Raw genomic sequence first — 20,740 nt, 5'->3', positions numbered from 1 at the left:
CTAAATCGATTCGGGATTCGCTGCGACGGGTTGGTGGGTTTTCAACAGCTTGAGGTGACGGTCAGCCACATTCGTGATGGCACCTTCGAGAGCCGGGTCATCGCCACGGGCCAGGCCCGCATACTCGAGATGCACGGTTCCGTCGGTTCGGGTCGTGGCCTTCACCCAAACGCGGCGACGCGGCACGAGCAGCCCGGTGAACAGGCCGAACAGCACGAGCATCGAGAAGGAGATCAACCAGATCTGCGTTGGGTCGTGGTGAATGTCAAAACTTGCGAAGCGCGGAACCGACTGGGTGAAGTCGTCGGCGGCCGTTGCGGCCGGGTTGTTGTCGACGAAGCTGACGGTGCCGAGGTCGCCCGGCAGCTCGGCCGATTCACCCGGCTTCAGTTCGATCGACGCAACGCCGGTCTCGCCGCCGGTCTGCCGGGTCAGGGTATCGGTGACGAGCGAATAGACGGATGTTGGCACGCCGGCATCAAGACCGAGATCGCCGGTATAGACGTTCAGAGTGAGCAACGGGTACTCGAGGTCGGGGTAGCTGGAGAAGTTTGCGCCGGACGCCGCTTTGTCCTGAGTGGGATAGAAGAACCCGATCATGCCGACCTGTTCGGCCAGTCCGTCCGGCACTTTCACGATGCCAAGCGAGGTGAGATTGGCGTCCTGCGGCAAGAATGGCACCGAGTCTGAAAAGACGACGGTACCGTCGGGGGCGGTGACCTGAATGGTCGGTGCGTACCCGTTGCCAAGCAGGAAGATGCTCGTTCCGTTAGTGCGCAGCGGTCCGTTAACCTTGACGACGCCGGGCTCAGCCGCCTCACCCTTGGGGGTGACGGTCACGTCGGCGGTGAAGTCGACCGGCTGGCCGTAGGCCTGCAGATTCTGCTGTTCGTAGGAGACCGCGAAGTCATCCAGGCTCAGCGTGTACGGGTCGAGCGTGGTGTCGTCGAAGAATCGTCCCGGGTTAAAGGAGTCGTAGGCGAGCAGCGTGTTCACAAAGGTCTGCCCTTCGACGATCACTCGTTGGCCGCTAAAGCCATAACCGCCGCCGAATCCAACGGTGACCAGAATGCCCACGAGCGCAGCATGAAAGACGAGGTTGCCGGTCTCCCGCAGGTAGCCACGCTCCGCCGAAACGGATGACTCGGTGTCGGAATCAAAGCGGACGACGCGGTAGCCGCTGGACTTCAGGAGGGTGCGGGCGTGCGTGATAGCGGCGCGGGCATCCGTGTGCGCCGGCGCGTCTTGCGTGGTGAAACCGGACAGCCGCCCTAGGCGGGCCGGTGTGGTTGGCGGCTTGGCGCGCAGGGCCTGGAAGTGATGTTTGGTGCGCGGAATGACGCAGCCGATGAGAGAAATGAACAGCAGCAGGTAAATCGACGAGAACCAGGCCGAGGTGTAGACGTCGAAGGCTTGCAGTTTGTCCAGGATCGGCGCCAGGTCGGCATTGTCGGCGAAGTACTGGGTGACACCGTTCGGGTCGGAGCTGCGCTGGGGCACGAGCGATCCGGGAATGGCCGCGATGGCGAGCATAAGCAGCAGGAACAGTGCGGTGCGCATGCTCGTGAGCTGACGCCAGAACCAGCGCAACCAGCCGGTCAGGCCGAGCTTGGGCTGCACGACACCGGTTTGCGGCGCCTGCGGGCGGGAATCGTAGTGGTCAGATGGCCGGGACAAAGCTGCCAATCACCCCTTGCAAATCGAGGAGCCAGGCGTTCCAGATGCCAGTCACCATGAGTACTCCAATGACGACGAGCAGAACGCCGCCGAACAGGTTGATGGCACGAATATGCCGTTTAAGGAAGGCGACCGATCCGGTGGCCCAGTTGAGGCCGAGGGCGATCAACAGAAAAGGAATTCCGAGGCCGAGAGAATAGAAGAGGGCCAGCAGGCCGCCTTGCCAGGGCGAACCGGTGCCGAGACTGAGCGAGTTGATGGCCGTGAGGGTGGGACCGGTGCATGGCGTCCAGCCCACCGCGAAGACCGCACCGAGCACGGGGGCGCCGGCGAGACCCATCTTGGGGCGCCAGTTGGTTTTGAGGGTGCGTTGCATGGCACCGAACTGGCCGACGAAGACGAGGCCTAAGAGGATAACCACCACGCCGGCGAGTCGCGTGATCAGGTCGCGGTAGGAGTTGAGCCAGAATCCGGCGGCACCAAAGACAACGCCGGTGAGCACAAATACCACGGTAAAGCCGAGCACGAACAGACCGACCCCGGCCAGGAGCCGGGTGCGACCGCGACGGTCACGCTTGGAGGCACCGGTGCGTCCGTCGGTGAAGCCACCGATGTAGGCGAGGTAACCGGGAACGAGCGGCAGGATGCACGGCGAGGCGAACGACACGAGGCCGGCGAGGAGTGCGATGGGAATGGCGAAGAGCAGCTGGCCGCTGAAGACGATCTCTCCGAAAGGATTGTTCACTCGGTCGTGCCAGTCTCCGCGATCGTGTCCCGAATCAGGGTTTCCAGAACGGACGGCGACGTGACCTGGCCCAGAATGCGCGCCGCGACCCGCCCTTCGGTGTCAAGCACCAGAGTGGTCGGCACCGCGTTCGGCGGAATGCTGCCGCTGAACGCGAGCTGCATGGCTCCGGTATCAACGTCGAGCACCGAGGGGTAGGTCACGCTGTAGGTTTCGTTAAAAGCAATGGCATTGGGGGCCTGGTCACGCACGTTGACGCCGAGAAAACTCGCGCCCTCGTTCTCGAATTGGGCATTGATGCTTTGCAGATCGGATGCCTCAGCGCGGCACGGTGCACAGCTGGCGTACCAGAAGTTGACGACCAGAACCTCGCCTTGCGTGTCGGCGCTCGTCACCGTATCGCCCGTCTCTGTCACGCCGGAGAACTCGATGGCCTCACCGCGATCGGCGAGGGCGATCTCGGTGACGCTGCCATCGCCGGCGATGAAACCCTTGTTTGAGCCTTCCCGGTACTGATCCGCGAGCGGATCAGAGGAGCAACCCGAAAGCACCAGGGCACCGGCGGTCAGCCCGGCCAGCAGCGGGGCGAGGCGGCGGCGTTGGCTCACGCGGCGATGATTCATACAGCACCCACATCGTTGCTCGGGTCGAGAAGGGCCAGTGCCGGGCTGGCGTAGCCGGTTTCGGCGAAGTGGTCGCCGTGCCAGCACAGGGTGGTGATGCTCGACAGGTCGCAGCGGCGTTTGCGCGGGTCGTGCGCAAGCTGTTCGTGGGCGAGAGCGCGGTGCACCATCCAAATCGGCAGCTGGTGGCTGACCAGCACTACGTCACCCTCATCGACCGAGTTCCAGGCGTCGTCGATCGCCGCGAGCATGCGGGCAGAGATTGAACGGAAGGGTTCTCCCCAGCTCGGCTTCAACGGATTGATCAGGGCCGGCCAGTTGCACGGGTCGCGTAACGCGCCGCCCTGGCCACGCATCCGCTTGCCCTCAAAGGCGTTCGTCGGTTCGATGATGCGTTCGTCGGTGTCGATCGTCAGCGCGAAGGCGGCGGCGATCGGCGCGGCCGATTCCTGCGCGCGTTGCAGGGGCGAAGCGATGACACGCACAACCGCGCGGCCCCGTTCGACCAGTTCTTCCGCGGCGGCTTCGGCCATCAGGACACCCCGCTCGGAGAGCCGGTAGTTCGGCAGCCGTCCGTAGAGCACGCGTTCGGGGTTGAAAACCTCACCGTGACGCACGAGATGCACTTGACTGGCTACCACCCGACCAGTCTACAAAGGGGTCAGCCTAGAATCCGCCGTGAGCGGCCCGCTCAGGCGGCTCCGGCTAAACTCGAACTGTGACTTCGCGCGTATTGATCAAAAACCTGTCCGCTCTCGACGACGGCACCGTATCGGTGTCCGGCTGGGTCGATACCGTTCGAGACCAGAAGAAGGTGCAATTCGTCGTTCTGCGCGACGAGTCCGGCGCCGTGCAGCTGGTCAACCCCCGCACAACGGATGCCGATGGCGTCGTGATCGCCGACGAGCCCGCCACCAGCATTTCGGGCCTCGCCCAGGGCACCTTCGTCACCGTGACCGGGCAGCTCAAGCACGACGAACGGGTCAAGCTCGGCGGCATCGAGATCAAGCTCGCCACCCTCACCGTGGTGTCGGCCGCTATTCCGGAGACGCCGATCGCGGCCGACTCAAGCCTTGACAAACGCATGGACTGGCGCTTTCTTGACCTACGCAACCCGAAGCAGAACCTTATCTTCCGCATCCAGACCACGTTCGAGCACGCGCTGCGCACCTACTGGATTGAGCACGACTTCATCGAACTGCACACCCCCAAGCTCATGGCGAGTGCGAGCGAGTCGCGCGCCGAGCTGTTCGAGGTCGGCTACTTCGATACCAAGGCGTACCTCGCGCAGAGCCCGCAGTTCTTCAAGCAGATGGCACAGTCGGCCGGCTTCGGCAAGATCTTCGAGGTTGGGCCGGCGTTCCGCGCCGACCCCTCGTTCACGAGCCGGCACGCCACGGAGTTCACGAGCGTCGACAGTGAGATCAGCTGGATCAACAGCCATGACGATGTCATGACGCTGCATGAAGACCTCATGGTTGCCGGGTTCACTGCGGTACAGGCCAAGCACGGCGACGAGGTCAAGGCCCTGTTCGACGTTGAGGTGACCGTTCCAAGCACGCCGTTCCCGCGCATTCCCCTGGCCGAAGCCAAGGAGATCGTCAAGAGCCGCGGCTATGAGGTTCCTCGCGACGACGACGACATGGACCCGGAAGGCGAGCGGCAGATCGCCGCGTACGTGGCCGAGAAGTACGGGCACGAATTCGTGTTCCTCACCGACTACGCCTCGAGCATCCGCCCGTTCTACCACATGCGTCACGAGGGTGATGCGTCGATAACCAAGAGCTACGACCTCATCTTCAACGGCACCGAGATCTCGACCGGCGCCCAGCGCGAGCACCGCATCGAGGTGCTCGAAGCCCAGGCGATCGAGAAGGGTCTCGACCCGAAGGAGATCGAGGGCTACCTCGACTTCTTCCGCTACGGCGTGCCGTCGCACGGCGGCTTCGGCATGGGCCTGGCCCGGGTGCTGATGCTCATGCTGCACCAGGCTTCAATTCGCGAGGTCACCTACCTGTTCCGCGGTCCGACCCGCCTCGAGCCGTAGCCGGGCTCTGGCCCGGCTCGGCCCCGTGCCCCGCCCGCACCGAGCCGTGAGTTTGCGTCGCCGAGCCGTGAGTTCTGGCCTCTTTCGAGCCAAAAATCAGCCAATACTCACGGCTCGGCGACCCTAGACCGCGGAAAGTCACGGCTCGGCGAGCGGGTCAGACCTCGAGGTCGACGGCCAGGCGATCGGCGACAACGGTGCGAATAAACGCGCCGACCTTTTTGTGCTCGGGGTGCTTCTGGTAACGCTCAAGGGCCTCAAGATCATCGAAGTCGGCGACCAGCGCGACGTCCCAGTTTTCATTGCCGGCAACATCCGGCCCGACCGTCAGCGCACGAATCTCGGGTACAACACGGACGAGGGATTCCAGGCCCGCCACGATGCCCGCGGCATCATCGGCCTTCTTGCGTGGCGTCAGGGCATTGAGCTTCCAGCAAACGATGTGGCGAATGGTCATGAGACCTCCAGTAGGGCGGCGCGCAGGCGCACAGGGTCGATGCGCCAGTAATTGTGCACTTTGCCGTTGATGAGGAGCACCGGGATGTCCTCCAGATAGAGCTCGTGCAGCTCGGCGTCATCGAGAATGGAACGTTCCTCGAACGTGATCTGTGGGGCCGACACGTCGTCGGCGAGCTTGGCCACGACGCTTCCGACCAGGTCCCGCGCATCGTCGCAGAGGTGACAACCGGGCTTGCCGATCAGGGTCAGGTGTGCGGTGGGCATGGTTCCAGCCTACGGCGACTTCATGCCGGCGCGCACTGGCACGACGCACCGCGCGGGCGACAGCAAAAAGCGCCAGTCCCGAAGGGCTAGCGCTTTGCTCGGGAACGGTTAAGACGTGAGTCTTAGTCGTTCTACTTCTTATTACGACGCTGGTGGCGAGTCTTGCGAAGCAGCTTGCGGTGCTTCTTCTTCGCCATACGCTTGCGTCGCTTCTTAATTACAGAACCCACACGGACCTCACAAGTATTGGTTTAGTCGCGGGGCCCGCGACTGACACGAAAACACCATTCTACCGGACAAAACCGGCTCCAACTACTCAGCAGCCGGATCGGGCCTCCTTCAGCCGTTTCTACGCCACTTTTTTGCGGTTGCATCTTTGACGACGTGCGACATTTGCGAGGCGTCAGCGAACGCCTTGCCAATAGCCGAGGCGAAGGCGCGCTGCTCGTCCTTCAGGCCGGCATCGGCATCCAGATCTACGTCCTTGACGGCCTGGTCGAAGTCGACGCTCAGAAAGGGAATCAACCAGTCCTCGATCTCTTCGAGCGGCGAAAACTCCAGACGATAGAAGCGGTGCTGCCCGTCTTCGCGAACGGTGACCAAACCGGCCTCCCGCAACACCTTGAGGTGCTTTGAAACGGTTGGCTGGCTCAGCCCGAGGTGCCCAACGATGTCGGACACGCTCAGCTCGCCCCGCACTTCCCGGGACGGACCGCGAATTTCAGCGGCGGGAACTGCACGCTCCAAAAGAATGCGCAAGATGTCCCGTCGCGCCGAGTCCGCCACCACGGTGAAGATGTCTGCCATAACCTCAGGGTAGTCATTACTGCTGGGTAATAACCAACGCTGGGTAGTACCATTTCAAACTGGCAATAGTCGCAGGCTAATCGGGGGTTCCAGGTGTCGTTGAGAACCGGAGCTGAACCATTCTTTTCGCGCCCCCTCGCCATTCTGATGCGGATGCGCGACGAAGTGGACTCGCTCGCCCACAAGTCGCCATCACGGTTCGCGATTTTGGTGTTCTCCGCGCTCATCCTGGTCTTCACCGTGTTGTTTTCGCTACCGATCGCCGCAGCGGATCGCACGATCACCCCACTGCACGACGCCGTTTTCACGGCAGTGTCGGTCATCTGCGTCACCGGTCTAACCACGGTCGACATGGCCACCCACTGGTCAGCGTTCGGCAATATTTTGGTGTTCGTCGGTGTCAATATCGGCGGCATCGGCGTATTGACGCTCGCGTCACTGATGGGACTGGTCATCTCGCGCAGACTCGGGCTGCGCGCGAAGCTGATGGCGGCGAGCGATTCCAACCCCTCCCGCATTCACGCCGGGCCGGTGAACGAGGGCCAGACCATTCGCCTCGGCGAGGTCGGCAGCCTGCTGCTCACGGTGGCAATCAGCGCATTCGTCATTGAGGTCGGTGTGGCAGCGCTGCTTTTTCCCCGCATGCTGCAGGCCGGTGTATCCCTGGGCGAAGCGGTCTGGCACAGTTTCTACTACGCTGCGATGGCCTTCACCAACACCGGTTTCAACCCGAACCCCGGGGGCCTCGCCCCGTTCGCCGATGACTACTGGTTTCTCGGCGCGCTCATGATCGGTGTCTTTCTGGGCAGCCTTGGGTTTCCGGTGATCTACGCGTTCGCGCGCGGCTGGCGCAAACCGCGCCGCTGGTCGGTACACGTCAAGCTGACACTCGTCACGACAATCGCCCTGATGATCCTCGGAATGATCTTTTACATCATTCTCGAGTTCGATAATCCCAAGACTTTTGGGTCGCTCAATGCCGGCGATACCATCTTTCAATCGTTGTTCATGTCGGTGATGACGCGCTCAGGCGGGTTTGCGACCATCGAAATCAGTGACCTGCACGGGTCGAGCCTGCTGCTCAGCGACATGCTCATGTTCATCGGTGGCGGGTCAGCGTCGACCGCCGGCGGCATTAAGGTCACGACCCTGGCCATCCTCTTTCTCGCCGCGTTTGCCGAAGCACGCGGCAAGCAGGAAATGGAAGCGTTCGGCCGTCGTATTCCGAGCGACATTCTGCGCTTGTCGGTCAGCGTTGTGCTGTGGGGCGCGACCACCGTTGCAGTCGCGAGCATTCTCATACTGCACATTTCGAAACAACCCTTCGACATCGTTCTTTTTGACGTGATCAGTGCTTTCGCCACCTGCGGCCTGTCTACCGGGCTGACCGCTGATCTACCGCCGGAAGGCGTCTACGTTATGGCGGCAACGATGTTCATGGGCCGGGTTGGTACAGTGACTCTCGCGGCAGCTCTGGCCGCGAGCCACAGCAGGCAACTGTTTAAACGCCCGGAAGAGAGACCCATCGTTGGTTGATCGCATCAAACACGACGCCCCCGTGCTCATTATCGGGCTCGGACGGTTTGGCGCGGCCACGGCCGGCCAGCTCGACCGACTGGGCCGCGAAGTGCTCGTCGTCGACACGAGCGATGCCCTTGTCTCGAAGTGGTCGGAGCGGGTGACGCACGCCGTTCAAGCGGATGGCCGTTCCCTCGAGGCCCTGCAACAAATTGGCGCCCAGGACTTCTCGATCGCCGTCTGCGCGGTCGGGTCGTCGGTGGAAGCCAGCGTGCTGATCGTGGCCAATCTGGTAGACCTAAAGATTCAACAGATCTGGGCCAAGGCCATCTCCAAGTCACACGGCAAGATTCTCGAACGCATTGGCGCCAACCACGTCATCTACCCCGAGGCGGAGGCCGGCGAGCGCGTCGCCCACCTGGTGTCGGGTCGCATGCTCGACTTCATCGAATTCGACGATGATTTTGCCCTCGTGAAAATGTACCCGCCGAAGCCCATCCGTGGCCTCGCCCTCGTCGATTCGGGCGTGCGTCGCAAGTACAGCGTGACGGTCGTCGGCGTCAAAAGCCCCGGCAAGCCATTTACCTACGCAACTCCGGAGACCGTGGTGTCCAACCATGACCTCATCATCGTGTCGGGCGCCGAGGCCGATATTGAACGGTTTGCCGCGCTCGGTTCGTAGTTCTCCCCCTATTCGGGGGAGTCGACCAGCTATTCTGCTACTACGGACACTTCTCGCCGCGGCTCACCTGAGCCTTGGCGCCGGCTCGTGTGCGTGAACGGAAAGGCTTTCTATGTCACCCCACGTACCCGCTCTCGCCAAAACCCCGGCCGACATCGTCGCCACGGTTCAGACTGACACGACGGGCGAGGTGACCATTGATGGCTCCCCGCACCGCGTCACCAGTACCGATGAGGCCGGCGTTCGCGAGGAGATCATCGGCCTCGTGGTCGAGACCGCTCGTCGTCGCGGGCAATCGGTTCTGCTGCAGGTGAGCGACGAGCAGGGCGATTGGCCGCTGACTGTGCACCCCAACGGGCGGGTCGAGGCAGCCGGGCCGGTTGTCGTGGCCGGCCACCCGAAACCGGCGCGCACCGCTCCTGTTCCGGTCGTGACTCCCCTCGAGGTGCCGACACCATTTGCCACGCTGATGCAGCCCCCCGTTACGGCGCCGCCTACCGCCCTGTTCGAATCTCTGGTGACACCCGCAACGGATGCCGCGCCCGCTGTGCCGAACCTGGCCGATTTTCTCAGTTCGCGGCCACCGGCCCCCGCCGGACCGGCCGCGCTGGGCTGGCAGGGCGCCCTGCGTCGTCTCAGCGGCGGGTTCGTCTCCCCCACGCCGAGTCCCGCCGAACAACGGCAGCGCACCGCCATTGCGGCCGTGCAGCGCAGCCTGAACGGCCCGCGCACGATCGTGGTACTCAACCCCAAGGGAGGAGCGCACAAGACGACGGCAACGCTGCTCATCGCGGCCACGTTCGGCATCTACCGCGGCGGCTACACCCTGGCCTGGGACAACAACGAGACCATGGGCACGCTGGGCGTGCGGGCACAGGCCGCCCGGCACACCAATACGGCCGTCGACCTGCTGCGCGACCTCGACCGGTTCGGCGATTCCCGCTCCCGGGTGGGAGACCTCGACAACTACGTGCGATCGCAGGGCGACGCCCAGTTTGACGCCCTCGCCTCCGACCTCGATCCGGCGGGCGCTGCAAGCATCGACGATGACGCCTTCCGCAAACTTCATCGGACTCTGAGCCGCTTCTACCGGATACTGGTCATCGACACCGGCAACAATATGCGCGCCAGCAACTGGGAAGCCGCGGTCGATACCGCCGACCAGCTCGTGATCGTGTCGACCATTCGCGAGGACACCGGCTACGGTGCGGCCTCGCTGATCGACGGCCTGCGGCAGAAGGGCCATGCCGAAAAGGTCGCCGAGGCGGTCACTGTGCTTGCGTCGCCGTCGAAAACCGCTGATGAGCAGCTGTCGAAGCGTCTGCACGACCACTTTCAACAGCTCACCCGCACGGTTGTCGACGTTCCCTACGATGCCTCGCTGGTGGGTGGCGGACCGCTCAAAATCGACGCACTGGCGCCGCGCACCCGCGCAGCGTGGGTGCAGGCGACGGCGGCCATCGCCGAGGGGCTCTAGGCCTGCCCTAGGAGGCGGCGAGTTCTTTCGCGCGCGCGAGGGCGGCGTCCGTTGCGGTGTCGAAGAGCTCCTTGAGGCCGCCCTTTTCGAGTTCCCAAACGGCCCGCTCGGTCGTACCGGCCGGGCTGGTTACCTGGCGGCGCAACTCGCTCGGCGACTTGCCGGACACAGCGAGGAGCGCGCTCGCACCAAGGAAGGTGCCATTGACCATAACAGCGGCCTCTTCGGGGGTGAAACCCTTGCTTCGGGCCGTTTCGGTGAGCTGTTCGATCAGGTAAAACACATAGGCCGGCCCGGAGCCGGAGATGGTACTGAGGGCGTCGAGCTTGCTCTCGGGTACGACCAGCACATCGCCGACGGTTGCAAACAGGGCTCGAGTGAGTTCGAGGTCGACGTCGTTGGATCGAGTGCCAGCGCTGATGCCGGTAACGGCCATGCCGACGACGGCGGGGGTGTTCGGCATGGTGCGGATGACGTGCACGGAATCGGGCAGGAGCGATTCGAAGGTGTCGATCGTCACGCCGGCCGCGACGCTCAAGACGAGGGTGCCCGGCGCGAGGGAGTTGCCGATTTCGCCGAGCAGATCGGCGACCATGTGAGGCTTCACGGCGATAATGACGATCTGAGCGCCGTCGATGGCCTTGAGGTTGGCGTCAGCGTCAACCTCGGTCGCGTAGGCGGTGACGCCCTCGGTGTCGGCCAGCTCCGCGGCCTTCGCTGCGGTGCGGTTGGTGACTCGAATGTCACCCTCGACGTTCACGCCGGGTTTAAGCAGACCGGCCAGAATGGCACGAGCCATGGATCCGGCGCCGAGGAAGGCGATCGTGGGCAGAGTCACATTCGGGGAGGAAGTCATCCGATCAGTCTACTTTTCCCAGCTTTGGGGTGCCCAAAACCGTCACGCCGGCGCCACCTGCGACCGGAGATGCGCGGTCTTAAGATGATTTCATGAGCGCATCCGGCGGAAACAAGGCAATTGTGGCGGCATTCGCGGCCAATCTAGGCATCGCCGTCACCAAGTTCGTGGCGTGGGGCCTGTCGGGGTCGTCCTCGATGCTCGCCGAGGGCGTGCACTCGGTAGCGGATGCCGGCAACCAACTCCTCCTGCTGCTGGGCGGTCGCAAGGCGAAGAAGCGGGCCGACCTGGAGCATCCGTTTGGCTATGGTCGAGAACGCTACGTCTACGCCTTCGTGGTGTCGATCATTCTGTTTTCAATCGGTGGGGTGTTCTCGCTCTATGAAGGCATCGACAAGCTGCAGAACCCGCATCCGCTGGAAAATGCCTGGGTGCCGATTCTGGTGCTCGCCATCGCGATGGTGCTGGAAGGGTTCTCTTTGCGCACCGCGATCAAAGAGTCGAACCATGTGCGAGGAAATGAGACCTGGGTGCAGTTCATTCGGCATGCGAAGGCCCCCGAACTGCCCGTCGTGCTGCTCGAAGACGTGGCGGCCCTTACGGGCCTGGCCTTCGCTTTCGTGGGCGTCGGGCTGACCATCGTCACGGATGAGCCGATCTGGGACGCCGTCGGCACGCTCGCCATTGGCGCACTGCTCGTTTTGGTCGCGATTATTCTCGGCATTGAAACCAAAAGCCTTCTCGTGGGCGAGGGCGCAAGCAAGAAGGACCTCGACGCCATCAAAGCGGCCATTCTCGACGGCCAGGAAATCAAGCGCATCATTCACCTCAAGACGCTCTACCTCGGGCCGGATGAGATCCTGGTCGGCGCCAAGGTTGCCTTCGACGGCGAGCACCGATTTGCCGACGTCGCCACCGACATCGACGCCGTCGAAACTCGTATTCGCACTGCGGTGCCGCTCGCACGCACGATCTATCTCGAGCCAGACATCTTTTTTGATTCAAATTCGGCCAATCCGCCGACCGATGCCTTTGTGATCAAGGGGCTGGAATAGGCCTCAGCGGGCTGTGCGTCGTGCTGGATTGTCGAAAAATTCTCGGAGGATTGCGCCGCACTCCACCGCGTTGACGCCGGCGAAGACTTCAACGCGATGGTTGAGCCGACGGTCGCGCAGCACGTCGTACACCGATCCGACGGCGCCCGCCTTCGCATCCCAGGCGCCGAACACGACCGTGGGCACCCGTGCGGCGAGGATCGCACCGGCGCACATCACGCAGGGTTCGAGCGTGACGATCAGGGTGCAGTCGGTCAGGTGCCAGTCGCCGGTGTGCACGGCCGCCTGCCGGATGGCGACGACTTCGGCGTGCAGGGTCGGATCCTGATGCCGTTCCCGCTCGTTGCGGCCCCAGCCGATAACCGCGCCCGCAGCGTCGACGACGATGGCTCCAACAGGCACGTCGTCAAAGACCAGGGCGGCATGCGCTTCGGTGAGGGCGAGCAGCATCCACTCGGCGTGCTGATCTCGTGCGCGCATCTGTCACCTTAAACCGGGGGTTTGCCTCTAGTAGAATTGAGCCTATGCGAGTCCACGTTGCCGACCACCCGCTCATTACGCACAAGCTCACCGTGCTTCGCGATAAAGACACGCCCTCACCGCTGTTTCGATCACTCGTGGAAGAACTCATGACGCTGCTCGCTTATGAGGGCACGCGCGGCGTGCGCGTGGAGGCGGTCACCGTGCAGACCCCCGTGTCGGCGGCTCAGGGCGTGCGCATCAGCGACCCGAAGCCGCTGGTCGTGCCAATTCTGCGCGCCGGTCTCGGCATGCTTGAGGGCATGGTGAAGCTGTTGCCCACCGCCGAGGTTGGCTTTCTCGGCATGGCCCGCAACGAAGAGACGCTGCAGCCCACGACCTACGCCGAGCGTCTTCCGGATGATCTGTCGGATCGGCAGTGTTTTGTGCTCGACCCGATGCTCGCCACCGGCGGGTCGCTCATCGCTGCCATTAATTTTCTGTTCGACCGTGGTGCTGTGGACGTGACGGCGATCTGTATTCTGGCCGCACCGGAAGGCCTCGACGCCGTGGAGCAAGCTCTGGCGGGCCGCGAGGTGACGATTGTGCTGGGCGCCGTGGACGAGAAACTTGACGAACAGGGTTACATCGTGCCGGGTCTCGGCGACGCCGGCGACCGCCTGTACGGCGTGGTCTGACGACCTGATCGAAATAAACCCGGTCGACGCATGCAGGTCCTGCGACCAGCGACACGCCAGGCCGGGTTTATATCAATAATCTTCGATTTTTTGACGTTTTGTTTTGGAAAATTTTACAACACCGTGATGGTGCAACGAATCGCCTAAATGGACGCGGCCCCGCGAACGTGGTGCACGTCATGAGAAGACTTACCGCGACGTCAAATTGACACACGGCGTCACATTCCGCTTTACTCACAGGTATGACAACAAGCGCACGCCCCCTGACCTCCCTCGAGGCCCCCGGGACTGCCGCCATGATGATGGCCGGCACCCCCGCCATCCGCTGTTGCCGAATGTGCCGCTAACCGAGACTTCCCTTCGCGTCCCTTGCCTGACTGATCTTTGAATCGTCAGGCCGACGCGCCGAATGCCTTCTAGAGCATTCGACCTCCGGCCCGCAGGGGCCAACTCGAGCTTTCACCGACGGAGATCGCGCATTCGCGCTACGTCGGGCTCCCCTTCGATCGAACAATCAAGGACCTCTCATGTCTCTCGCACACATTCACGCCAATCGCCCCACGCACTTCAACCGGCCCGACCTGACGCTGGCGCCGACCGTCGCCGCCCCACGCATTCGCGCCGTCCCGACCGGCACCGAAGCTCGCGGCTTCGTGCTTTACGTCGGCATCGATGAGGCCAAAGCGGCCGCAGCCGGCACCAGCCTGAACCGCATCGTTGAGGCGCTCAAGGCCCTCGCGGCCGACATCGCTCCGTCCGCCGAGACGTACGCCGCCGTCGCCCTCGCTCCGGAGGGCGCTGGCGGCCGGGACGTCGACGTCGTGCGTCTGGCCCTCCAAGACCCCGCCGCCCTGGCCCAGCACCGTGCCGAGCCGGAGGAACAGGACCGTGCCCGCAGCGGCGTCGTCGTGGACATCTCCCGCAAGCGCGTCATCCTTGACAACGAGACCGCTGCACTGACCTACAAAGAGTTCGAGTTGCTGCAGTACCTCGTACTGCGCGAGGGCCGTACGATCGATCGTGCCGAGATCATTGCCTCACTGTGGAACTCCGCCGACGAGGACGATGCCCCTAACGAGCGCACCATTGACGTGCACGTTCGCCGCCTGCGCTCCAAGCTCGGCCGCTACGAAGACATCGTGCGCACCGTACGCGGCGTGGGCTACCGCTTTGACCGCCACGCGGACGTAGCCATACGCCAGTCGACCACGCCGAGCCCCGACCTGTTCTAGACGACCCCTCAAGATGCCTTTTAAACGGACTGAGGGCCAGTCGCAGAGGCTACGACCGACCCTCTTCCCTTGCACCAAGAGTGTCCTGCAATCACATTTCACGTCGTCCGCCACAGCAAACGGTTGACGCACCTAAAACATATAACGAATCGGTAACGGGCGCCACCTTTCGTAGAGGAAATCCCCTGCGAGTTTCATGCACAGCACCTGATAATCTCCGTTCAAGCCGTCGCCGCCGCCACAGTCACCCGCGGTGCATGCCGACCTTGTCGAGTCTCTATTCTTGGAGAACGACGTGGTGAACGAGGCGAGGAGCCGCAGGTGGTGGATCGGATGATTGCGGTGGGCGCGTGGGAGTCCCTTTTTCGGGCTCAGGTTGCCATTATGCGCAGTCTGGCAGCGAATTTCCCTTCGAAGGAGATTTCGCTCAACGAGTACGACGTGATGTTCAACCTGTCTCGGCAGCCTGACCGGTGCATCCGCTTGCGTGAACTCAACCAGCATGTGCTGTTGACCCAGCCGAGCGTGAGCCGCCTCGTCGACCGGTTGGTTTCTCGTGGATACCTGCACAAGCACACCGACCCGGCCGACGGGCGCGGCGCCATCATTGAGCTGACGGATGCCGGCCTCGCGCTGTTTCGGCGGGTCGCCGTTGACCACATGAGCTCTATTACCCAGCGCATCGGCGAGACGCTCAATGAACTCGAGCTGCAACAGTTGACGATGCTCTGCGACAAGCTGCGTATCGATTGCCCCGGCGACGACTCGATGCTCCACGACTAGTCGGGATATGGGGCGATGGAACGAGGGCCCTACCCCTCGTCCCACCGAGGCAATCCCTCGCAGGAATGCCTTCCTCACCGGGCGCCCGAACATTGCCCGGTGAGAAACTCGGGCGCAAGCACGTACCGATCCCTATGAACAAAACGAACGCAGACCGGTTGAGCGATGCTCACGTCGGTCGATGCTATCCCAGCTTGGGGGTCAAAACCCTAATCTTGCGTAAGAACTCAGCATCTCGTTTACTCTGGAGCCATGACTTCCCTCTCCGGTTCATCTGTTCTTGTCGTCGGCGCTACCGGTGGCTTAGGCCGCGAAATCGCCCAGCTTCTGAGCGAAGAGGGCGCTCTGCTCACCCTGCACGGGCGCAGCGCTGAGCGTCTCGCCGCACTCGGCATCTTTGGGGCGACGGTCACTGGCGACCTCAGTGCACCGGGCACGGCCGCACAGCTCGTGGCCGCCGCCCTCGCCGCTCACGGCCGTCTCGACGGAATCATCAACGCCGCCGGAGTCGTAGCGTTCGGCCCGATGGCGGATGTCACTGACGAAACAATAGATACCCTGATGGCGGTAAACGCGACGGCACCGATGCGCCTGCTCCGTGCAGCCCGTCCCGCTCTGACCGAATCGTCCGGCGCGCATCGTGACCCGTTCTTTGTCACGCTCAGCGGCATTGTGAGCGAGCGCCCTACCGCGAACATGGCGGCATACTCGGCCTCGAAGGCAGCCCTCGCGGCCTTCGCGCAAGCGGCAGGCCGGGAAATGCGGCGGGACGGCATCCGTTTTCTTGATGCACGACCCGGCCATACCGAAACGGGACTGGCCACGAGGCCGATCCAGGGGTCAGCACCGCCACTACCTACCGGCTATCAGCCAGCGGATGTCGCCCGACGCGTCGTCGACGCGATCATCTCTGGCGAGCGCGACCTGCCGAGCACCGCCTTTGCCGGATAGGCCCCTACCAGTCTGTGCGCGTGCGCTCCTGAGCCACAACTTCGTCACGGTCCACAAGCCGCCTCAAGCCGGCAAGCGGCTGGGCCATGCGGTGATTACCGCGGATGCGCGGCTCCACGCGATCCAGGAATGCCCAATATCCGGCCGTGAACGGGCAAGCGTCCGGCCCCAGCCGGATCTTCGGGTTGAACCGGCAACCCCCGCAGAAATCGGTCATCTTCGAGATGTACGCGCCACCGGCGGCGTAGGGCTTCGTCGCGACAATACCGCCGTCGGCGTGCTGCGACATGCCGACAACATTGGCCGGCATGACCCACGGTGTTCCGTCGACGAAGGCATTGATGAACCAATCCGACAGTGCCGAGGGTTCGTAGCCTCGCTGCAATGACCAGTTGCCCAGAATCATGAGGCGCTGGATATGATGCGCGTACCCGGTGCGGGAAACCTCATCGAGCACGTGGCTCAGGCACCGCGCTTCGACGGCGTCACCGTTTAACTCCAGAAACGCCGGTGGAAGCGGCTCATGGGCGCCAAGAAAGTTGCTCTCCGCGACGTAGTTCTCGCCGAGGTGCCAGTACAGGTGCCACACCCAGTCCCGCCAGCCCATGACTTGGCGCACGACGGCCTCGGTGCTGGGCAGCGGCACCCCACCGGAGTGATAGGCCGTCACGACCGCGTCGATAACTTCCTGCGGATGCAGGAGGCCGAGGTTGAGTGGAACGCTCAACCTCGCGTGGGCCATCGTGCTGTCCCCGATCAGCGAGGCATCCTCGAAGGGCCCGAAGTCCGACAGTCGCGTTTCGATGAAATCATCCAGCGCCGCGAGCGCTTCCGCACGGGTGGCTGCAAATCGGCGCGGGCCATCCGCTCCGATCAGGTGCACTCGGCCCACGGCGACGAGCCGGTCGAGGTCTCGGCGCACCTCCTCGTCGATGTCGTCTTCGACCGGGGCCCACGGGTCGGGCAGGCCGAGGCTGGTCGCACCTTTCGGGGGCGGCTGACGATTGTCGTGATCGAAGTTGAAGCGCCCGCCCTCCGGCTCAGGGCCACGCATAAGTGTGCCGGTGGTCGTGCGCACGTGGCGGTAGAACTGCTCCATCACAAGCCGGGATGCGGGCCGGCCGTCGGCCCAACTGGCGAAGTCCTGCTCGCTCGTCACGAAGCCTCGACTCGGCAGGACGGATGCACCCAGTTCGGCGACCAGCGCGCGTGCACCCCACGAGGTGGGGTTGATCACTTCGAGGTCACGACCCTTGAGTACGTCCCGGTAGTGCTCGGCTTGCAGAAACTCTGCGCGATCGCCCAGCTCGCGCGCGCGGTGGCGGAGTGCGCTGAGTATGAGGTGGGCTTTGGCCCGATGGTACGTACGTCGCCCCAGCACGGCAGTCGCCTCGACCAGCACGATAGGCCCACCGTCGTCGTAGTGGGGACCAAGTTGGTCGGCAAAAAGAAAACGGGGAGGAGGCATACCAGCGAGCTTACCGACGTGCTCTAAGCCAGGCCGGAAATTCAGGCGGCTGCGCACAAAAAGCCCCGTCCGACACAGTGTCGAACGGGGCTGAATCTGTGCGCCCGAAGGGATTCGAACCCCCAACCTTCTGATCCGTAGTCAGATGCTCTATCCGTTGAGCTACGAGCGCATGTGAATCTTCCGAGCTGTTACTCCCGGAGACAACTTGAAAACTATACCAGCTATCGGGAGCGCTCCGTGCCGCTCCGGGGTACACCGCGCCCGGTTCAGCAGAAATCAACCCCTTTTCTCGTTTTTCAGCCAGTGCTTTACTAACCAGATGCAACGTGAATCCTTTGACTACTCCGGCCTGCGCGCCGTCTTCATTAATTGCACCCTTAAACGCAGCCCCGAGGTCAGCAACAGCCAGGGCATCGTCGACCTCAGTGCCCGCATCATGCGGGAGCAGGGTGTGCACGTAGACCTGGTTCGGGCCGTCGACCATGACATCGCCACCGGCGTTTACCCCGACATGACCGAACACGGCTGGAAAACGGATGACTGGCCGTCACTGTTTTCCACGGTGCAGGCCGCCGATATTCTGGTGCTTGCCGGGCCAATCTGGCTCGGCGACAACGGCTCGGTGACCAAACGCATCGTGGAACGGCTCTATGCCCACTCTGGCGAATTCAACGACGAGGGTCAGTATGTTTTCTACGGCAAGGTTGGCGGCGCCATCATCACCGGCAACGAAGACGGCGTGAAACACTGCGCGGCGAACCTGCTGTATAGCCTGCAGCACATCGGATATTCCATTCCGCCCGCTGCCGATGCCGGCTGGATCGGCGAGATCGGCCCCGGCCCGAGCTACCTCGACGAAGGATCCGGGGGACCTCAGAATGAATTCACCAACCGCAACGTGACCTTCATGAGCTGGAACCTCATGCACCTCGCCTCGATCCTGAAAAAGAACGGTGGCATTCCAGCCTTTGGCAATCTTCGCCAAGATTGGGACCGCGGCGAACGCTTCGGGTTCGAACCGAACCCGGAATATCGGTAGCTATCAGCAAACCGGCGAACCCCGTGGTACGCCAAGCACCCTCGACAGATTCTTGGGTTGTTCCTCGTGCACATGCCGAGCGCCCTGACGTGCGTGTCACCGGTGGTGCGCGGCAATGGTGACGGACCCCGTAGCCTTTAGCATGGGGTATGGCCTTCGTCCGCTCCCGCCGTGCAGCGGGCAGGGGCAGCTATCTCGCGATCGCCATGTTCGTCTTGGTCTACCTTGTCGGCGCCGTGTACTGGCCAAGGCCGCTCTGGGTGGTCGGGCTCTACTTGGTCACCGGTCTCACCTGTTTCACGCTCTACGCGGTCGATAAGCGGCGGGCGAAGTTTGGCGGGTGGCGGATATCGGAACGCACCCTGCTGTTCTGGGGCTTTATCGGCGGCTGGCCGGGCGCGATTGTGGCGCAGCAGGTGCTGCGCCACAAAACCCAGAAGAAAAGCTTTCGAGAAGCATTCTGGGCTACGGTCATCGTCAATGTCGTCCTCTTTGCCCTGCTGAGCACTCCGGCATTTGACCGGCTGGTAGCGCAGGCGATCACCGACTTCAGCGCTCTCTAATACTCATTGAATTCAGGGCTGGTCGCCGCGTCGTGTTTGGCTTGCAAAATAGCGAGGTTGATCAGAACGAAGGCTTCCAGCCGTTCGCTGCGGTGTTCGGCGTAGTCGGGCGCGCGCGGGTCGACGGCCAATTCGATGAGTTTCGACGACACCGCCGAGCTGACCTCTTCGCTCGCTGATCGTTGCGCGCTCGCCACGATGCGCGCCACCTGATCGTTGTCGTCGGCCACGGCGTCGAGGGCGAGCGCCAATCGCTCGTGCACGCGGAACCTGAGGGCGAACTGTTTGAGGTCGTGGCGCTGGTCGTCGGTAAAACTCGGCCGCCACTTCAAAGCTGCGAGGTCTCGCCCCATTCGACTCACCCGTCGGGCATACTCTTCGTTCTGTCGAGCCAGCCGATGTAATTCGCTGCAGGCGTTTTCGGCGTACCGCGCAAAGTCGTAGTCGAAGTGCTCCCGCAGCGCTCCGACGATGATGTCATTTTTCACGGCCATTCTCACGGCTGACACCGCAATGAGCAGGCCTTCGTCAACCGTGCGTTCGAGGTCGGGCAGCTCAGCGTTCACGTCGGGTTCACTGACGTGCGCGCGAGCGTCGGCACGACGCCGGGACCGGTTCCAAATGATTGCCACCACTTCCTCGTGCAGGTGACTTCTATTTTATCGGTGAATGCGTTTGCTACTGCGCGCGGAGCAGCGCGAGGAATTCATCGGCCATGCCGAGCTGGTCCTGGAGCCTCTGGCGTCGCGTAACGGTGTCGGTGATGAAGGCATCCAGCTGGTGCCTGGATTCGAGGCTGTCGGCATCCGCTCCACCGCCTTGCCGCAGGTTGATGACCGCAAGCAGGGCCGTCATCTCGTCGAGGGTGAAGCCGAGGGGTTTCATGCGGCGAATGAGCATCAGCCGGGTGAAGTCGTCGGGCGAGTAGAGCCGAAAACCACCATCGGTGCGAGCGGATGCCTTGAGCAGACCGACCTCGTCATAGTGGCGAATCGTGCGCAGGGACAGCCCGGTCTTCTCGGTGAGTTCGCCGATGTGCATCGTGACCATGGCCCCTGTAGTGCTTGGTGTCACCGGAACCCTCTTTCCTTAAGTCACAAACAACCCTAACGTTAAGGTAGTGTTGCAGTAGTCGGCTGACATTCATCTGTGAGCCCTCTCTCCCACCATTGTCCTCGATGACCGGTGGAGGTGCGCACCGCGGCGCCCACCCAAATTTTCTGTATCCATTTCGGCTGCACAGCCGGCCCAGCTTTTGGAGGCCTCATGGCCATTGTTCATAAATCCACCGCGCCCAACCGCTACCGAGCGGAACCCTCCGTTCTCACCGCTCT

At 62.9% G+C, this 20,740-nt stretch carries 24 protein-coding genes and 1 tRNA gene; 11 read left to right on the top strand and 14 right to left on the bottom strand.

Translation table 11 applies throughout. The features are described 5' to 3' along the window. The 4 genes from CXY70_RS01955 to CXY70_RS01940 are packed head-to-tail and all read right to left on the bottom strand — an operon-like array spanning position 1 to position 3,686. Positions 1 to 1,677: a cytochrome c biogenesis protein ResB gene (locus CXY70_RS01955; RefSeq protein ID WP_104190718.1), complete on the bottom strand. Its 1,677-nt coding sequence runs from the start codon at positions 1,675 to 1,677 to the stop codon at positions 1 to 3. Beyond that, positions 1,661 to 2,422, bottom strand: coding sequence for a cytochrome c biogenesis CcdA family protein (locus CXY70_RS01950; RefSeq protein WP_104190717.1), 762 nt, complete (start codon positions 2,420 to 2,422; stop codon positions 1,661 to 1,663). The genes CXY70_RS01955 and CXY70_RS01950 overlap by 17 nt, the downstream gene beginning before the upstream one ends. Then, positions 2,419 to 3,030 (bottom strand): TlpA disulfide reductase family protein, encoded by a 612-nt coding sequence (locus CXY70_RS01945; RefSeq protein ID WP_233205686.1) that lies wholly within the window; start codon positions 3,028 to 3,030, stop codon positions 2,419 to 2,421. The genes CXY70_RS01950 and CXY70_RS01945 overlap by 4 nt, the downstream gene beginning before the upstream one ends. 11 nt (positions 3,031 to 3,041) lie before the next feature. After that, entirely contained in the window at positions 3,042 to 3,686 is a 645-nt protein-coding gene (locus CXY70_RS01940) for a histidine phosphatase family protein (protein ID WP_104190715.1), read from the bottom strand. Between the two features lie 92 nt (positions 3,687 to 3,778). On the opposite strand from CXY70_RS01940, the gene aspS reads away from it, so the two are divergent. After that, entirely contained in the window at positions 3,779 to 5,092 is a 1,314-nt protein-coding gene (gene aspS, locus CXY70_RS01935; protein ID WP_104190714.1) for an aspartate--tRNA(Asn) ligase, read from the top strand. Between the two features lie 157 nt (positions 5,093 to 5,249). On the opposite strand, the gene CXY70_RS01930 is transcribed toward aspS, so the two are convergent. The 4 genes from CXY70_RS01930 to CXY70_RS01915 form a co-directional block, all read right to left on the bottom strand. Beyond that, on the bottom strand, positions 5,250 to 5,549 hold the full coding sequence (locus tag CXY70_RS01930) for a Dabb family protein (RefSeq protein ID WP_104190713.1): 300 nt from the start codon (positions 5,547 to 5,549) through the stop codon (positions 5,250 to 5,252). Continuing rightward, positions 5,546 to 5,815 (bottom strand): glutaredoxin family protein, encoded by a 270-nt coding sequence (locus tag CXY70_RS01925; RefSeq protein ID WP_104190712.1) that lies wholly within the window; start codon positions 5,813 to 5,815, stop codon positions 5,546 to 5,548. The genes CXY70_RS01930 and CXY70_RS01925 overlap by 4 nt, the downstream gene beginning before the upstream one ends. 131 nt (positions 5,816 to 5,946) lie before the next feature. Beyond that, a complete protein-coding gene (locus tag CXY70_RS01920) occupies positions 5,947 to 6,045 on the bottom strand; it encodes a 30S ribosomal protein bS22 (protein WP_003792170.1) in 99 nt (32 codons plus the stop codon). 109 nt (positions 6,046 to 6,154) lie between these two features. Continuing rightward, entirely contained in the window at positions 6,155 to 6,622 is a 468-nt protein-coding gene (locus tag CXY70_RS01915; protein WP_104190711.1) for a helix-turn-helix transcriptional regulator, read from the bottom strand. A gap of 153 nt (positions 6,623 to 6,775) precedes the next feature. Here CXY70_RS01915 and CXY70_RS01910 point away from each other — a divergent pair, with 153 nt between their 5' ends. The 3 genes from CXY70_RS01910 to CXY70_RS01900 all read left to right on the top strand — a co-directional run bounded on the left by CXY70_RS01910 (position 6,776) and on the right by CXY70_RS01900 (position 10,299). Further along, the gene (locus tag CXY70_RS01910; RefSeq protein ID WP_233205685.1) at positions 6,776 to 8,158 is read left to right on the top strand and encodes a TrkH family potassium uptake protein; all 1,383 of its coding nucleotides are present in this window, start codon (positions 6,776 to 6,778) and stop codon (positions 8,156 to 8,158) included. Continuing rightward, positions 8,151 to 8,822: a TrkA family potassium uptake protein gene (locus tag CXY70_RS01905; protein ID WP_104190710.1), complete on the top strand. Its 672-nt coding sequence runs from the start codon at positions 8,151 to 8,153 to the stop codon at positions 8,820 to 8,822. The genes CXY70_RS01910 and CXY70_RS01905 overlap by 8 nt, the downstream gene beginning before the upstream one ends. Positions 8,823 to 8,934: 112 nt before the next feature. Beyond that, a complete protein-coding gene (locus CXY70_RS01900; protein WP_104190709.1) occupies positions 8,935 to 10,299 on the top strand; it encodes a cobalamin biosynthesis protein CobQ in 1,365 nt (454 codons plus the stop codon). Positions 10,300 to 10,306: 7 nt separating this feature from the next. On the opposite strand, the gene proC is transcribed toward CXY70_RS01900, so the two are convergent. Next, on the bottom strand, positions 10,307 to 11,155 hold the full coding sequence (gene proC, locus CXY70_RS01895) for a pyrroline-5-carboxylate reductase (RefSeq protein ID WP_104190708.1): 849 nt from the start codon (positions 11,153 to 11,155) through the stop codon (positions 10,307 to 10,309). A 92-nt stretch (positions 11,156 to 11,247) separates the two neighbouring features. Here proC and CXY70_RS01890 point away from each other — a divergent pair, with 92 nt between their 5' ends. After that, complete coding sequence (locus CXY70_RS01890) at positions 11,248 to 12,210, top strand: cation diffusion facilitator family transporter (protein WP_104190707.1); 963 nt, start codon at positions 11,248 to 11,250, stop codon at positions 12,208 to 12,210. A 3-nt stretch (positions 12,211 to 12,213) separates the two neighbouring features. Here the strand turns inward: CXY70_RS01890 and tadA are convergent, their stop codons facing one another. Next, entirely contained in the window at positions 12,214 to 12,690 is a 477-nt protein-coding gene (tadA, locus tag CXY70_RS01885; protein ID WP_255412002.1) for a tRNA adenosine(34) deaminase TadA, read from the bottom strand. A 44-nt stretch (positions 12,691 to 12,734) separates the two neighbouring features. Here tadA and upp point away from each other — a divergent pair, with 44 nt between their 5' ends. The 4 genes from upp to CXY70_RS01865 all read left to right on the top strand — a co-directional run bounded on the left by upp (position 12,735) and on the right by CXY70_RS01865 (position 16,333). Continuing rightward, the gene (upp, locus tag CXY70_RS01880) at positions 12,735 to 13,367 is read left to right on the top strand and encodes a uracil phosphoribosyltransferase (protein WP_104190706.1); all 633 of its coding nucleotides are present in this window, start codon (positions 12,735 to 12,737) and stop codon (positions 13,365 to 13,367) included. A gap of 527 nt (positions 13,368 to 13,894) precedes the next feature. After that, a complete protein-coding gene (locus CXY70_RS01875; protein ID WP_104190705.1) occupies positions 13,895 to 14,599 on the top strand; it encodes a winged helix-turn-helix domain-containing protein in 705 nt (234 codons plus the stop codon). A gap of 384 nt (positions 14,600 to 14,983) precedes the next feature. Further along, complete coding sequence (locus CXY70_RS01870) at positions 14,984 to 15,382, top strand: MarR family winged helix-turn-helix transcriptional regulator (protein ID WP_233205684.1); 399 nt, start codon at positions 14,984 to 14,986, stop codon at positions 15,380 to 15,382. A gap of 252 nt (positions 15,383 to 15,634) precedes the next feature. Then, positions 15,635 to 16,333 carry an SDR family oxidoreductase gene (locus CXY70_RS01865; protein WP_104190703.1) on the top strand — a complete coding sequence of 233 codons (699 nt, stop codon included), beginning with the start codon at positions 15,635 to 15,637 and terminating at the stop codon, positions 16,331 to 16,333. A gap of 4 nt (positions 16,334 to 16,337) precedes the next feature. On the opposite strand, the gene CXY70_RS01860 is transcribed toward CXY70_RS01865, so the two are convergent. Together CXY70_RS01860 and CXY70_RS01855 are read right to left on the bottom strand one after the other, a co-directional pair. Beyond that, on the bottom strand, positions 16,338 to 17,801 hold the full coding sequence (locus CXY70_RS01860) for a cryptochrome/photolyase family protein (RefSeq protein WP_104190702.1): 1,464 nt from the start codon (positions 17,799 to 17,801) through the stop codon (positions 16,338 to 16,340). Between the two features lie 99 nt (positions 17,802 to 17,900). Further along, positions 17,901 to 17,973: transfer RNA gene (locus tag CXY70_RS01855), tRNA-Arg, on the bottom strand. A gap of 150 nt (positions 17,974 to 18,123) precedes the next feature. Here CXY70_RS01855 and CXY70_RS01850 point away from each other — a divergent pair. Both CXY70_RS01850 and CXY70_RS01845 read left to right on the top strand, forming a co-directional pair. Next, positions 18,124 to 18,843 (top strand): flavodoxin family protein, encoded by a 720-nt coding sequence (locus CXY70_RS01850; RefSeq protein WP_104190701.1) that lies wholly within the window; start codon positions 18,124 to 18,126, stop codon positions 18,841 to 18,843. Between the two features lie 149 nt (positions 18,844 to 18,992). Then, positions 18,993 to 19,406 carry a DUF1294 domain-containing protein gene (locus tag CXY70_RS01845; RefSeq protein ID WP_104190700.1) on the top strand — a complete coding sequence of 138 codons (414 nt, stop codon included), beginning with the start codon at positions 18,993 to 18,995 and terminating at the stop codon, positions 19,404 to 19,406. Here CXY70_RS01845 and CXY70_RS01840 read toward each other — a convergent pair. Further along, positions 19,403 to 20,038: a hypothetical protein gene (locus CXY70_RS01840; protein ID WP_104190699.1), complete on the bottom strand. Its 636-nt coding sequence runs from the start codon at positions 20,036 to 20,038 to the stop codon at positions 19,403 to 19,405. The two genes, CXY70_RS01845 and CXY70_RS01840, sit on opposite strands and share 4 nt — an antisense overlap. 46 nt (positions 20,039 to 20,084) lie before the next feature. Then, positions 20,085 to 20,456, bottom strand: coding sequence for a MerR family transcriptional regulator (locus tag CXY70_RS01835; protein WP_233205692.1), 372 nt, complete (start codon positions 20,454 to 20,456; stop codon positions 20,085 to 20,087). Positions 20,457 to 20,740: the final 284 nt, after the last annotated feature.

The organism is Cryobacterium sp. Y82, assembly GCF_002929495.1.
Classification (GTDB): domain Bacteria; phylum Actinomycetota; class Actinomycetes; order Actinomycetales; family Microbacteriaceae; genus Cryobacterium; species Cryobacterium serini.
The sequence above is the reverse complement of the archived record's forward strand: the minus strand, read 5'-3'. Positions and strand labels throughout refer to the sequence as shown.